This window comes from Thalassolituus pacificus (assembly GCF_025318105.1).
GTDB classification, from domain to species: domain Bacteria; phylum Pseudomonadota; class Gammaproteobacteria; order Pseudomonadales; family Oceanobacteraceae; genus Venatoribacter; species Venatoribacter pacificus.
Genome location: NZ_JAOANI010000005.1, coordinates 1 through 14290 on the forward strand (window position 1 = coordinate 1; position 14290 = coordinate 14290).

A 14290-nucleotide genomic window follows, 5' to 3' on the forward strand; every position below is an offset into this window, starting at 1 on the left:
CTACCGCTCGACTTGCATGTGTTAAGCCTGCCGCCAGCGTTCAATCTGAGCCATGATCAAACTCTTCAGTTTAAAAAGTTTCGACTGGAGGAATATCCAATCTAAATCCTGCTCAAGAATAAAACTGTCTTTGCTTCATAAATGAATTATCGACGAGTTCTTACTTGATAATGCTTTGTCTCCAGAGCATCTCAGTAAGCACCCACACGTAATTGTCTAAATACTTTGTTAAAGAACGTCGCTTCGTTTCTCTCGAAGCGGGCTGCGCATTTTAAAGATTTACTTTTCAATGTCAACCACTTTTTTCGTCTTTCTGATCGTCAGGCTGAGCCTTGTCGTTCAGAGCGGGGCGCATTATAAAGCTGCTTAGCTTTCTGTCAACCCCTTGTTTTTCCTTTGTTTTTCCGTTTCTTTCGAAACCGTCTCAACTCAGGAGCGGCGCATTATAGAGATACCAGATACGCCGTCAACTCTTTATTTAAACTATTTTGCAATCTCGAACAGGTGGTACTTTTTCTTGCCCAGTTTCACCAGGAAGAAACGACCATAAAGTGCTTTTTCAACGCTGAAGGCTTCTGCAGTTTTCATATTGTCGTCCGCGCCTTTGGCCTCACCATTAATAACAATGGCATTGCGTCCCAACGCATCTTTCACTTCGCGCCCGGCTTTTACCATGCCACTGTCGGTAAACAGCGTTGTCATTGGGATATCAGCCAGACCGGACAACGGCAGATCGCTTGAAGGCAGCCCATCCAGTTTGATTTGTTCCAGCTCGGCTTCAGAGAGCTGAGCAATATCACCGGAGAACAAAGCTTCGGTAATACGACGCGCCGACTGCAGAGCGTCTTCGCCATGCACCAACCGGGTAACTTCTTCCGCCAGAATTGGCTGTGCTGTTTTACGCCCTTCAATCGTTGCGTCGTGCGCTTCAATTTCGGCGATACGCTCTATCGACATAAAGGTGAAGTAGCGCATGAATTTGTAGGCATCGGCGTCAGCGGTGTTCATCCAGAATTGATAAAAGCTGTACGGCGAGGTTTTCGCCGGGTCGAGCCATACCGCGCCGGACTCCGTTTTACCAAATTTGGTGCCATCTGATTTGGTGACCAAAGGAACGGTGAGGCCGAATGTCTGCGCTCCGTTCTGACGACGCGCCAGATCAATACCACCAACGATGTTACCCCACTGATCCGAACCACCGATCTGCAGCGTACAGCCATGACGACGATTCAGTTCTGCAAAGTCCATCCCCTGCAGCAGCGCGTAAGAAAACTCGGTAAAGGAAATACCGGCACCTTCACGGTTCAAACGCTGCTGTACGGATTCTTTGTTAATCATCGCATTCACAGAGAAGTGCTTGCCGACATCCCGCAGAAAATCCAGCACATTCATCTGTCCGGCCCAGTCGAGGTTGTTCACCACGGTGGCCGCGTTATCAATGCCTTCAAATTTAATGAACTGACTGACCTGTTGACGGATCTTATCGGCCCAACCGGCAACCACATCGGCGGTGTTCAGCTGACGCTCGGCGGCTTTAAAGCTCGGATCACCAATCAGACCCGTCGCTCCACCCACCAGAGCAATCGGCTTGTGTCCGGCATTCTGGAAACGGGTTAATACCAATAAGGGGACGAGATGGCCGAGGTGCAGACTGTCAGCTGTCGGATCAAAGCCGCAATACAGGGTGATGGAACCAGATTCCAGATGTTTGGTCAGTTCCTCATCCGCCGTTGCCTGATTAATCAGACCGCGTGCTTTTAAATCGTCTAATAATGCAGCTGTCATGGGAGCACTCTGAATTGTGTCGGTATTAGAAAGGTTGGTGAACATACCTGATCAATGTGCAAAATCAAGTTCGCTGGGTAAAATGCCGGTGAATTGTTTACACTTATGAAGCATTCAATCATTTACAGAATAAGGACAACCAGACCACTATGGCCTTGTCGGGACGCCTGCAGTATTTCCCTCTGACTCACTTGCTCGGTGTTCTGACCGCTATGGTCGTGTTGCTGATGTTACTTTTCTGGCCTCATGCGCCGGAGAAAAACCTGCAACAAACCCGGTACATTATCGAGATGCCGGATAACACCCCCGAGCCCAGGAACGAAGTCACCGCACTAAACTGGGAGGAGGCAACGGTTCGCCCCGGCGACAACCTCTCTATTCTGTTCAGCCGTCACAATCTCAGCGCTGCAGATGTTATCGAAATTGCCGCCATTGCACCGAAAGATGCTATCCAGCTAAAGCCCGGACAAACACTGCACTGGGTGCGCTCGCAGGATAATCATGTGCAGCAATTCCAGATTGAACTGTCCCCCCTCGCCCGCCACACCTTTGAACGCAGTACCGATGGCAGCCTGAAATACGAACTGGCCGAGCGTAACGCCGACTACCGGCCGCGCTTTGTCGGTACGACGATTGAAAACTCACTCTTTTTAGACGGCTCCCGCGCCGCTATTCCGGAGCAGATCCTGATTGAGCTGGCCGCCATATTCGGCTGGGATATCGATTTCGCGCTGGATATCCGCCAGGGTGATCGCTTCAGTCTGATTTATGACGAAGTCTTTCTCGATGGTGAAAAAATCGGTAACGGCAACATTCTGATTGCACGCTTTATCAATCAGGGCCGCGAACTGACCGCGGTGCGCTATGAAGATAAAAACGGCGACGCCAACTACTACACGCCGGAAGGCCAGAGCATGCGCAAAGCTTTTTTGCGTAACCCGATTGATTTTGCCCGCATCAGTTCGCGCTTCAATCTGAACCGCAAGCATCCGGTACTGAATACGCTGCGCGCGCATCGGGGCACCGATTATGCCGCACCGACCGGTACTCCGATTAAAGCGGCCGGCGATGGCAAAGTGGTCTTCGCCGGGCGCAAAGGCGGTTTTGGCAACTGTGTGATTATTCAGCACGGCTCACGCTACCAGACGCTGTACGCGCACATGAGTAAATTCAACCGCAGCGCCCGGGTAGGACGCAGCATTAAGCAGGGCCAGGTAATTGGCTATGTTGGCAGCACCGGCCTGGCCACCGGGCCACACCTGCATTACGAGTTCCGGGTTGATGGCGTTCATCGTGATTCTCTGCGGGTTAAATTGCCGAAAGCGGATTCTATTCCTTCACAGGAAAAAGCGACCTTCCGCCAGAAATCACAAAGCATGGTCAGCTGGCTGAACAGCTATAACGAAAACGAAGATAACCGCGTTGGTGCATTCCAGTGACGCTCTATATCGGCCTGATGTCGGGCACCAGTGCCGATGGCATGGACGCCGCGCTGGTCGATTTTTCTCAGGGCGCTCCGCGTTTGGTCGATGCTCTGTGCCTGCCTTACGATCCGCCATTCCGCCGGCAACTGCGTACGCTGGCGGTGGCTGAAAACGCAGACATCAACACCATTGCTCTGCTTGAGCGCCGCATTGCCACCTTATCAACCGACGCCGTAGCGCAACTGCTGCAACGCAACAGTCTCAGCGCGGCGGATGTCTGTGCCGTTGGTTCTCATGGCCATACCCTGCGTCATCACAGCCAGCCGCAAGGGTTCAGCTGGCAATTGGATGATCCCAGCTGGATTGCCGAACACACGGGCATCACCTGCATTGCCGATTTCCGCCGCCGTGATATTGCCGCCGGAGGTCAGGGTGCTCCGCTGGTGCCGGCATTTCATCGACATTGTTTTGGTCATAATGTGCAGGTGCTGAATATCGGAGGCATCGCCAATCTGACTGTTTTGCCGGAGGACAGCGACTCAGATTCCCTGCTCGGCTTTGATACCGGCCCGGGTAACGCCTTAATGGATGAGTGGTGCCAACAGCAATTTGGCTGCCCGCGCGATGACCGTGGACAGCTGGCTGCCAACGGCAAGGTGATTGACTATTTATTAGAGGACTGGCTGAGCCAGCCGTACTTTCAGCGGCCACCGCCGAAAAGCACCGGGCGCGAATTATTTCGCCTGGAGCATCTGGGTGACCTCAGCCACGAAGATCCGCAGAATGTACTCACCACGCTGACCGAATTAACGGTGCAGAGCATCGGCATGGCGATTCAACAGCATGGGCATAAGCAGGGGGAGGTTCTGGTCTGCGGTGGCGGCGTGCATAACCATTACCTGATGCAACGCCTGCAACACATTCTGCCGCTGGCGCAGGTGCACAGCAGCGCACGACGTGGCATTGATCCTGATTGGATGGAAGCCATGGCGTTTGCCTGGCTGGCACAGCGCACACAGGAAGGCTTAAGTGGTAATGCGCCGGCAGTTACCGGCGCTAAAGGCGAGCGTATTCTGGGCGGAATTTACCCTGCCTGAGCTTGCAGGCTGTAGTGATCAGGGCAAACTGACACTGCGCACCGCACGCTGCACTTTCTCTTCCCCCCATTGCAGCGGTTGTCGTGGCGACTCGCCAGCCACTACAGATACACCAAAACCCGGCTCTTCAATAAACACAACCCCGGCGTCATTGCGGATTTCCAGCGCATGCTCACCTTCAAGCAGGATGACATCCAAGACATCCGGCTGCAGATACCCACCCCAGAAATCCGTACCGCGGATACCGATAGTCGCCGCGGGCGTGGTGACGGTCAGCTGCGGATCGGCCTGACGGGTAATTAAGCCGGTAATAAAACGAAAAGCGCCTTCAATAAATTCCAGCCGGGCTGAATTGTTCTGACTGCCAGCGGCATATTGCCACTCACTGAACTGTAAGCTGGTATCTGCACCCAGAGTAATCACGCTGTCTTCGTTCATTTTCAGCACCAGACGGGCGCTGCTGCCGGTGGATACGGTATCGCCCTGCTCGACCGCATCGCCGCGTTTAAGCTGCAATTCATGACCGGCTCGATACCAGCTGACCGGACCAACACTGACGCTGATCACGCCAATGCTTTCTGCCCGGACGGGCATGACAAAGAGAAATAACAAACAAAAAAGAAGGGATTTCATATCCGGCTCCTGAACGCGGCTGCGGCAACTCCATTAGCCACAACATAGCATTAAGGAACAGACAGCGCATACCGGGCGGTATACGCGGGAAAGGTCAGAAGCTGGCGTAACCTTCAAGCTGCATGCGCGTTACTTCTTCGGCGCCATTGGTCACCGGATCAAGAAACGCCGGCAGATCAGCGGTTTCCACTTGATTACGCGCCATCCAGTTCTGGCACACCTTCAGCTCGACCACATTAAAGGCATCAAGACGAGCGGCGAGATCCACCAGCGCTTTGTTGCCGCGATAACTGCTGCGCACGAAGATAGCGATTTCATCGCCACTCAGTACCAGCCTGACCGGCTCGTTATTGCGGTAATCGACACTGCGGGAGAGTTCTTCAGCGCGGGTCAGTAAAGCCTGCAGCTCTTCTGCGGTATGCAACCGCACCACGGCCTGAATTTTACTGCCGGGCTGCAATCCCTGAACGCCAGAAGGAAGAATACCTTCCTCAGGTAAAACCACGGCATCGGCGGCAGGGGAAACGGCATTGGCTGGTTCGTCGTCCACCAGCGGCACTAACTCTGCCCAGGCCTGTTGTGCCAGCAGCAGAGAAGCGATAAAAACGATGCGGGAAAGCGCGGACATGAAGCGATCCTTACTCAGATGGAGAACGACGATCCACAGCCGCAGGTTGATGAAGCACCGGGGTTATTAACCATAAAGCGCGAGCCTTCCAGCCCTTCTTTATAATCCAGCACCGAGCCAACCAGATAGCCATAGCTGAGAGGGTCAACCAATACGCGGACACCGTCCAGACTGATGAGTGTGTCGTCTTCGGCACGCTCATCGTCGAAGGTGAAGCCGTATTGGAAACCGGAGCAGCCACCACCGGTGACGAACACTCTTAAACAGAGCTCGTCATCCGCTTCTTCCTGCAGCAGCTCACGGATTTTCTCCTGAGCTTCCTGACTGAGTTCGATCGGACTGGCCTGCTGTACTGCACTCATAATGATTCCGGCTTGCTGAATATCGGCAAATTATCTGTTTTTCCGACTAATTTAGTCAACTTTAACATCCGGTGTCACAACAACGGGCGCAGGCTCTGGTTTCTTGCGTCCATCACCTTTGGCCTGATGGTGCAGTTTGCCGTTCACTTCGGCACCCATCACCATTTCCATCATCTGGTAATACACATCACCGGTTACCTGAGCTTTCTTCGCCAGCTCAATGTATTCGCTGGCATGCACGTCGCCAATGACTTTGCCGTTGATGATAATATTGGGCGCACTGATCTGCCCTTCAACCCGACCTTTATCACTGACACGAACCACCGCACCACTGCCAGCTTCAGCCACCAGATTACCTTTGATCACACCATCAATGTGCAGCCCGCCGGTGAACTTAACATCGCCAGTGATTTCGGTTTTAACGGAAATCAGGGTGTCGTAATGGGTATTGCTGCCCTTGTCTTTACTGCTGAACATTAAGCCTCTCCTTATTGGGGCCAGTCGATGGTTTGCTCGACACGTTGTGCTTTACCGCCGGTGGATTGCAGAACAACCTGCACCTGCTGCGGCACGAAACCAGCCGGCAATGTGATATCGCCAGCCACTTCCTGAAAATAGCGGAACCTGAACTTTACGCCCAGATCGGTCACATTACTGTCGAAATCACGTAACGGCAGAATGACCTTTTCCGTACCTTTCATCCCGACAAAATTCACTGCCGCCAGCCCGGTAATATACGAACTGTTATCCGCGACCTGCGTCATCATGATGGAATAACGGAATTTTCCGGCGCTGTCCTGAGGCTGGATTTCAACCTTACTGATGCGCAAGCCTTTATCATTGGCGCTCGGGGCCATAATGCCTTTATAAAACGCCACTTCTTCTTCGAGGGTGGATATCTGTGCTTTCAGTTCTTTAACGGTCTGGCGGATACCTTCGGTGGCCTTGCGATCAACCTGACCACCTTTCTCCAGAACCCCAACACGTTGAGTCAGGTTAGTAATGGTACGCTCGGCATCCTGCAGGGCCGATTGCAGCGTATCGCGGGCGGTGGTCAGCTGCTGGATACGATTCATGCTGTCGTACACACCGCCGAAGTAACCACCCATTCCCACGGCCGCAATAAACAGTACCGTATACAGGAAACGGCGAAAGCGCTCCCATGGCCGGTACTGACGAATAATCAGCTGATCCTGTTGGCTACCTTTTACTACCGCCATGCGTGTGTCCTTATTGATTCATCCAGGGCCTGTTAACACTAATTAAACAGGCCTGTTATTAGCTAAAAATTTCTCAGGCAAGGCGCTGAGAGTGTGGCCTAACGGGTTAAGCGAACGAACAGCAACGCTGGATGAGGGATTTTTAGCCATAACCCTTCGGGCTGAGGCCAGTTTTCCCCATCGACTTCGTCGTTCGTCATTCATTTAGCCCGCTAATATCACTCCTCTCTCCTTGTTCTGAGAAAAACTGGCTCTCAGCAGGCCAGATTCACTTAGTGTTAACAGACCCTGAGTACGTATCAGGGCAACAGCGCGACCTGTTTCAGGCCGGCATCTTCCGCCAGGCCAAACATAATGTTCATGTTCTGTACCGCCTGACCAGACGCACCTTTAACCAGATTATCAATAACTGATAACACAATCACCTGACCGGTATGGGTGTGATGGTGAACGGCGATACGGCAAACGTTGCTGCCTTTTACGCTGCGCGTTGCCGGGTGGCTGCCAGCAGGCATAACATCAACGAACGGTTCGTTGGCGTAACGTGCTTCGTACAACGCTTGCAGATCTTCTGCCAGCCCCGGAGCCTGAGCATAGAGTGTAGAATGAATTCCGCGGATCATCGGCGTCAGATGCGGAACAAAGGTAAGGTTGACCGCTTTACCCGCGGCGCGTTCCATTCCCTGACGAATTTCCGGCAGGTGACGATGCCCTTTTACCGCATAGGCCATCATCGATTCACTGGCTTCGCACAACAGCGAGCCTACGCTGGCACCACGGCCAGCGCCGCTGACGCCGGATTTACAGTCGGCAATCAGCATCTGTTCCGGCAGCAGATTATTTTCCAGTAAAGGCAGAAAACCCAGCTGTACCGAGGTTGGGTAACAGCCCGGTACGGCAATCAGGCGGGCTTCCTGAATCTGCGCACGGTTCACTTCCGGCAGGCCGTAAACAGCCTGAGGCAGCAGGCCCGGCGCACCATGAGGCTGGCCATACCATTTTTCCCACTCAACCGCGTCCTGCAGACGGAAGTCGGCTGACAGGTCGATCACGCGCGCGCCGGTATTCAGAATATCTTCTGCCAGCGAGTGCGCAACGCCATGCGGCGTGGCAAAAAACACCACATCGCACTCACCCAGCGTCTGTACATCGGGTACGCTGAAGCGCAGATCGGTATGACCACGCAGGTTGGGGAACATATCCGCCACCGGCAGGCCATCTTCACTGCGCGAGGTGATCACCTTCAGCTCAACGTCCGGATGGTTTACCAGAATTCTGAGCAGCTCTACACCGGTGTATCCGGTGCCACCTACGATACCGACTTTAATCACGCCAAACCTCGTATGTCAGAAGACCGCCCCGCAAAAACGGGGAGCGGTTAAATACAGAAAGGCAGGTATAATACTGATTCTTGTCCCCCGTTGACACCACGCCGGTAAGCCCATTACCGGATAAGGATGCCGGTTTACCGTGAAGCGCCTCAGACAACAGTGGCTCAGCTTGATTTCTTTGTCAGATAACCAGATCGGTCTGGCGCTGCTCTCCCTGCTGGCAGGTCTGGCCAGTGCGCTGGTGATCACCCTGTTCCGCCTGGCGATTGAATTTCCTTTCGCGACCCTGCTGCCGGTTGCCAACTCGGACGACTTTGAACACCTCAGCGAAACCACACGCATCGCCCTGCTGTTGGGCGGCAGTCTGCTGTTGATTGCTATTTTCTACCTGATCAAACCCGAACGCCGTGGTGTGGGTGTTACCCATGTTCTGCAACGCATGGAATCGCATCAGGGCTACCTGCCACAGTCGAATATTGTGCTGCAGTGGATTGCCGCCGTCATTGCCATCATCAGCGGCCACAGCGTGGGGCGCGAAGGCCCGGCCATACACCTGGGTGCCGGTACTGCCAGCCAGATTGGTCAGAGCGTCGGTCTGGCGCATCACCGCCTGCGGATTATTGCCGGGGCCGGGGTCGCCAGTGCCATTTCAGCATCGTTTAACACGCCGATGGCGGGCGTCATTTTCGCCATGGAAGTGGTGCTGCTGGAATACAACATCCGCGGTTTTATTCCGATTATTCTCGCTTCGGTCGCCGGTGCGATTGTCAGCGAAGCGGTATTCGGCGCACAGACCGCCTTTGCCGTGCCCGGCGTTGATATGAACTCGCTGCTGGAAATCCCCTATATTCTTGCCCTCGGCATTATTGGCGGCATCGTCGCCAGTGGTTTTATTTTGCTGGTGCGTTTTTTTCAGCGTCTGAACAACTTGCCACTGTGGCTGAAATGGGGCGGCCTGAGCGCGGCAACGGCGTTAATCAGCCTGCAACTGCCGCAGGTAATGGGTATCGGCTACGACACGGTTAACGATGCCCTTGCCGGCAAGGTGATAATGGGAACGCTGCTGGGTTTATTACTGGCCAAACTGGTGCTGGCCGCCTGGGCCGCCGCCGTGGGTTTTCCCGCCGGCCTAATCGGCCCGACCTTATTTATCGGTGCCGCACTGGGTGGTCTGCTCGGGCAATTATCCGCCTGGTGGCTACCGCAATATCCGGTATCCGTGGGGTTTTATGCTCTGCTCGGTATGGCGGCATTAATGGGAGCAGTTTTGCGTGCGCCATTAGCCGCTCTGGTGGCGCTGCTGGAATTAAGCGCCAACCCGAACATTATTATGCCGGGCATGCTGACCATCGTGATTGCCAGTCTGGTGGTGAGTGAGGTATTCCGCCTGCCATCGGTATTCGAAGTCCAGCTCGGCGGTGGCCACAATTATCAACAGCCCGATCCGGTGCAGCAGATGCTGCGCAACACCTGGGTGGCCGAAGCGATGGAACAATCTTTTGTTTCGGCATCGCGTCAGTTATCACCGGAAGCAGCGGGGTTTATTTTGCAACGCGAACCGGAGTGGCTGCTGCTGGAGGAAGAAAACGTCATCCTGCCCCCGGCGGCACTGGCCGAGGCGCTGAGCCTGCGTAAAGAGCAGGAAGCAGAAGGCGCTGACAGTAATCCGGATGATATTGACCTGATCGCCATTCCCGCCGACCGCCAGCAGGTTGAACGTATTTCGCTTAAAGCCAATCTGCAGGATGCCTTAGACCTGATGCAGCAGCATCACTTACAATGGCTGGCCGTTTACCGCGATGACCAGTCCAGCCGCTGCGTTGGCATTGTCTCGCGCACTCATATTGAACATTTCTATCACTACCAACCAAGAGGCCGTTGATGCTCTGGGTAAAAGCCTTTCACATCATTGCCGTGGTGACCTGGTTTGCCGCCATTTTTTATCTGCCGCGTCTGTTTGTATATCACGCCAGCGCCGATGATCAGGTGTCGCGTGAGCGCTTCAAAATCATGGAACGCAAGCTGTACCGCGGTATCATGACGCCGTCGATGGTCGTGGTACTGGCGCTGGGCGCCTGGCTGCTGACGTTTAATCCGCGCTACTACTTTATCGACAGCCACTGGATGCACGCCAAGCTGACGCTGGTTGCCCTGCTGGTGATTTACCATTTTTACTGCGGCCACTTATTAAAAGTATTCCGCGACGACAATAACCAGCGCAGCCACGTGTTTTACCGCTGGTTTAACGAAATTCCCGTCTTCATGCTGATCGCCATTGTTATTCTGGTGGTCGTGCGTCCGTTTTAACTTCTTGTAAAAAGAGAGTGCTATGAGTTATTCCATCGCCCAGTCCGAAGCCCTGTTTGCCGCCGCACAAAAACACATTCCCGGCGGAGTTAATTCACCGGTGCGTGCATTTAAAGGCGTGGGCGGCACCCCGATTTTCTTCGATCATGCCAAAGGCGCTTATGTGTTTGACGCCGACGGCAACCGCTATATCGATTATGTTGGCAGCTGGGGGCCGATGATTCTGGGCCACAGCGCCGATGAAATTCTCGACGCCGTACGCGCCCGTATGGATAAAGGCCTGAGCTTTGGCGCACCGACCCATATCGAAATCGAAATGGCCGAAGAAGTATGCAAACTGATTCCATCTATGGATATGGTGCGTATGGTGAACTCCGGCACCGAAGCCACCATGAGTGCGATTCGTCTGGCGCGTGGTTTTACCGGCCGCGATAAGCTGGTGAAATTTGAAGGCTGCTACCACGGCCACGCCGATTCACTGCTGGTAAAAGCCGGCTCCGGCATGCTGACCTTAGGAGTACCGACCTCTCCGGGTGTGCCGGCCGCCGTTGCCGCCAACACCATCACCCTCGACTACAACAATCTCGACAGCGTCAAAGAATGCTTCGCGCAAATGGGCGACGAAATTGCCTGTGTGATCATCGAGCCGGTGGCCGGCAATATGAACTGCATTCCGCCAAGCAAATCCTTCCTGCAGGGTCTGCGTGAGCTGTGCACCGTGCATGGCATTGTGCTGATTTTTGATGAAGTCATGAGTGGCTTCCGCGCCGCGTTAGGCGGAGCACAGGAGTACTATGACATCGTGCCGGACATGACCTGTCTGGGCAAAGTCATCGGCGGCGGTCTGCCGGTGGGTGCCTTTGGTGGTAAGCGCGAAATTATGGAATATCTGGCGCCGCTGGGCCCTGTCTATCAGGCCGGTACACTGTCGGGTAATCCGCTGGCGATGGCGGCAGGTCTGGCCATGCTGAAAGCCATTCAGAAGCCCGGTTTCTACGACCAGCTGAACGCCCGCGTACAATTATTGCTGAACGGTCTGCAGGCCGCTGCCGATGCGCACAATATTCCGTTTACCCACAACAGCGCCGGCTCTATGTTTGGTTTCTTCTTTACCGGGCTGAAAGAAGTAAACACCTTCCGCGACGTGGCCGACCACTGTGATGGCGCACGCTTTAATCAGTTCTTCCACGGCATGCTGAAAGAAGGCGTTTACCTGGCGCCAAGTTCTTTTGAAGCCGGTTTTATGTCCATCGCCCACAGCGAGCAGGATATTCTGGAAACCATCGCCGCCGCCGATCGGGTAATGGCAACGCTGTGATGAATCCGTTGTTTGCTGCATTAATACTGTTGCTGGTCAGCGCCTGGCTGTGCCTGCAGCAGCGCCCGAACCAGCAACAGCCAAATGACGGAACAAAAGCAGAATGGCGCGGCGCATCGGCCGCGCGTTTTGCTGCGGGCCTGTTGCTGCTCTGCGCTGCCGTTGCCGGGTTGCTGCAACGGGTTCTGGATCTGCCGCCGGAGGCCGGTCTGTTACTGCAACAGCTGAGCCTGTATGCCGCGCTGCCGTTGTTAGTCGTGGTACTGGCAACAGATGCTCTGGGTTATCAGTGGTCGCGGATGATCTGGGGCCGGTTATTACTGGCATTGTGCGTGGTGTTTGAACTCTGCCGCCGGAATAACCAGCTCGATGCATTGCTGATTACCATCGCTGCGGCAGCCGTAATCGCTCTGCTGCTGGCGCTGTGGAAAATGAGCGCCGTACGTGTCTGGCTGGCCGCGCAACTGATCATGGCCTGCGGCGCACTGGCCTGGGTCTTGGCCAGTGAACATCAGCCTGAGCCGCTGTTATTCTGGTTAAGTATGACCAGTATCAGTGTTATGCCTATATGGGCGGATCGCATCTCCAGAATCTGAACTAGGCTGAGGGGAGTTTATGATCGGTCGATCCTTACGGATCAACCGACAAGCTCCACTTTACCGACCGTTCAGGTGCATCCATGAGTTCAATCCGTGATGATTTTTACCGTCAGGCTGACCGCTTTTTTCTGGGCATTAACAGCGCTCTTCTGATGGTCTCTTTACTGCTCGCCAACTGGTACAACACCTGGGCCGAAGCGCTGCTGATTGGTATACCAGCGCTGCTGGTACCGTTCATTGTCAGTAAAGTTTCCCCCGGCAGCCGCCTGTCCCGAATGACCTACGGTGCATCGCTGATGGTGTTCTCAGCGCTGCATATCCATCAGGCCCATGGCCTGCTGGAAATGCATTTTGGTATTTTTGCACTGCTCGCCCTGTTGCTGTATTACCGCGACGTGATGCCGATTCTGGTCGCCGCCGCGACTATTGCCGTACATCACCTGCTGTTTAATTACCTGCAGGAAAACGGCAGTGCTGTCTGGGTATTTGAATCGCGCACAGGGATCAGCATCGTATTACTGCACGCAGTATTCGTCGTCATTGAATCGGCTGCGCTGATGTACCTCGCCCATAAAAGCTGGCAGGAATTTCAGCAAAATACCGAGCTGGCCGAAATCGGCGCACACATTGCCCGCGACGGAGAAATTGATCTGACGTTCCGCATCGAACAGCCAGAAGGAAAATTCACTAAATCGTTTAATGATTTCTTTGCCCTGATGAATGACCTGGTCAGCCAGGTAGCGCAGCTCTCGCGGCAAATTGATGAGGTCGGCCGTTCATTTTCTGAATCGACACAACGCATGAGCGCAGGTGCCAAACGCCAGCATACTGAAACAGAAATGATTGCCAACGCCACGACCCAGATGACCTCGTCGATGCAAACCATTTACGGTCATTCTCAGGATGCCGCGAGTGCCGCCGCAGCCGCCGATAAAATTGGCCAGGACAGTGAAAAAAGCATACTGCAGGCACGCAGCACCATTGAAAATCTGGCCGGCAGTATTGATCGCGCCAATCAGGTGATCAAAAACCTGGATACCGAAAGCAACAATATCGGCTCCGTACTGGCCGTTATTCAGGGCATTGCCGAGCAGACCAACCTGCTGGCGCTGAACGCTGCGATTGAAGCAGCACGAGCGGGCGAGCAAGGGCGCGGCTTTGCGGTGGTTGCCGATGAAGTACGTACTCTGGCATCCCGCACCCATGAAAGCACCGAAGAAATTCAGCGCATGATTGAACGCCTGCAGAAAGGTTCAGGCGAAGCCGTCAGCGCGATGGACACCAGTCAGCAAGGCGTTGACAGCAGTGTTAGCCAAATTGCCGCCAGCAGCGACAACCTGCTGGGTATGAAACAGGCAGTGACCAATATTCATCATATGAGTCAGCAGATTGCCCGCTCTATCGACGAACAGAACAATGCCATCAGTGAAGTGAATGCCAATCTGAACGTCATCCGCGATATCAGTGAAGAAACCTCCGGCCACGCCAGTGGCTCGGCGCATAATTCAGAACGGTTAGTGGCTATGGCGACCGACCTGCGTGGTCTGCTGACTCAGTTTCACGTATCGGACTGAGCCGATATAAAA

Annotated in this window: 14 protein-coding genes and 1 rRNA gene; 7 read left to right on the forward strand and 8 right to left on the reverse strand. The window is 54.2% G+C overall.

Annotated elements, in window-relative coordinates:
- Both NYR02_RS01475 and tyrS read right to left on the reverse strand, forming a co-directional pair.
- Positions 1-72 (reverse strand): 16S ribosomal RNA (locus NYR02_RS01475); the annotation flags it as partial.
- Positions 73-483: 411 nt separating this feature from the next.
- The gene (tyrS, locus tag NYR02_RS01480) at positions 484-1785 is read right to left on the reverse strand and encodes a tyrosine--tRNA ligase (RefSeq protein ID WP_260974625.1); all 1302 of its coding nucleotides are present in this window, start codon (positions 1783-1785) and stop codon (positions 484-486) included.
- Positions 1786-1934: 149 nt separating this feature from the next.
- Here tyrS and NYR02_RS01485 point away from each other — a divergent pair, with 149 nt between their 5' ends.
- Both NYR02_RS01485 and NYR02_RS01490 read left to right on the forward strand, forming a co-directional pair.
- Positions 1935-3224 carry an OapA family protein gene (locus tag NYR02_RS01485; RefSeq protein WP_260974626.1) on the forward strand — a complete coding sequence of 430 codons (1290 nt, stop codon included), beginning with the start codon at positions 1935-1937 and terminating at the stop codon, positions 3222-3224.
- Positions 3221-4306, forward strand: a complete 1086-nt coding sequence (locus NYR02_RS01490; RefSeq protein ID WP_260974627.1) for an anhydro-N-acetylmuramic acid kinase — start codon at positions 3221-3223, stop codon at positions 4304-4306. The genes NYR02_RS01485 and NYR02_RS01490 overlap by 4 nt, the downstream gene beginning before the upstream one ends.
- A gap of 18 nt (positions 4307-4324) precedes the next feature.
- Here the strand turns inward: NYR02_RS01490 and NYR02_RS01495 are convergent, their stop codons facing one another.
- From NYR02_RS01495 to argC, 6 genes are all read right to left on the reverse strand, one after another.
- Positions 4325-4939 carry a FecR family protein gene (locus NYR02_RS01495; RefSeq protein ID WP_260974628.1) on the reverse strand — a complete coding sequence of 205 codons (615 nt, stop codon included), beginning with the start codon at positions 4937-4939 and terminating at the stop codon, positions 4325-4327.
- A gap of 94 nt (positions 4940-5033) precedes the next feature.
- Complete coding sequence (locus NYR02_RS01500) at positions 5034-5567, reverse strand: DsrE family protein (RefSeq protein WP_260974629.1); 534 nt, start codon at positions 5565-5567, stop codon at positions 5034-5036.
- Between the two features lie 14 nt (positions 5568-5581).
- Complete coding sequence (gene erpA / locus NYR02_RS01505) at positions 5582-5929, reverse strand: iron-sulfur cluster insertion protein ErpA (protein WP_260974630.1); 348 nt, start codon at positions 5927-5929, stop codon at positions 5582-5584.
- A 51-nt stretch (positions 5930-5980) separates the two neighbouring features.
- Positions 5981-6406, reverse strand: a complete 426-nt coding sequence (locus tag NYR02_RS01510; RefSeq protein ID WP_260974631.1) for a bactofilin family protein — start codon at positions 6404-6406, stop codon at positions 5981-5983.
- 11 nt (positions 6407-6417) lie between these two features.
- A complete protein-coding gene (locus NYR02_RS01515) occupies positions 6418-7149 on the reverse strand; it encodes a DUF6776 family protein (RefSeq protein ID WP_260974632.1) in 732 nt (243 codons plus the stop codon).
- Positions 7150-7448: 299 nt separating this feature from the next.
- Positions 7449-8480, reverse strand: a complete 1032-nt coding sequence (argC, locus tag NYR02_RS01520) for an N-acetyl-gamma-glutamyl-phosphate reductase (RefSeq protein ID WP_260974633.1) — start codon at positions 8478-8480, stop codon at positions 7449-7451.
- 139 nt (positions 8481-8619) lie between these two features.
- On the opposite strand from argC, the gene NYR02_RS01525 reads away from it, so the two are divergent.
- The 5 genes from NYR02_RS01525 (at position 8620) to NYR02_RS01545 (ending at position 14278) form a co-directional block, all read left to right on the forward strand.
- Positions 8620-10362, forward strand: a complete 1743-nt coding sequence (locus tag NYR02_RS01525) for a chloride channel protein (RefSeq protein WP_260974634.1) — start codon at positions 8620-8622, stop codon at positions 10360-10362.
- Complete coding sequence (hemJ, locus tag NYR02_RS01530) at positions 10362-10787, forward strand: protoporphyrinogen oxidase HemJ (RefSeq protein WP_260974635.1); 426 nt, start codon at positions 10362-10364, stop codon at positions 10785-10787. The genes NYR02_RS01525 and hemJ overlap by 1 nt, the downstream gene beginning before the upstream one ends.
- 22 nt (positions 10788-10809) lie before the next feature.
- The gene (gene hemL, locus NYR02_RS01535; RefSeq protein WP_260974636.1) at positions 10810-12105 is read left to right on the forward strand and encodes a glutamate-1-semialdehyde 2,1-aminomutase; all 1296 of its coding nucleotides are present in this window, start codon (positions 10810-10812) and stop codon (positions 12103-12105) included.
- The gene (locus tag NYR02_RS01540) at positions 12102-12701 is read left to right on the forward strand and encodes a hypothetical protein (protein WP_260974637.1); all 600 of its coding nucleotides are present in this window, start codon (positions 12102-12104) and stop codon (positions 12699-12701) included. The genes hemL and NYR02_RS01540 overlap by 4 nt, the downstream gene beginning before the upstream one ends.
- A gap of 83 nt (positions 12702-12784) precedes the next feature.
- Complete coding sequence (locus NYR02_RS01545; RefSeq protein WP_260974638.1) at positions 12785-14278, forward strand: methyl-accepting chemotaxis protein; 1494 nt, start codon at positions 12785-12787, stop codon at positions 14276-14278.
- The last annotated feature ends 12 nt before the right edge of the window (positions 14279-14290 follow it).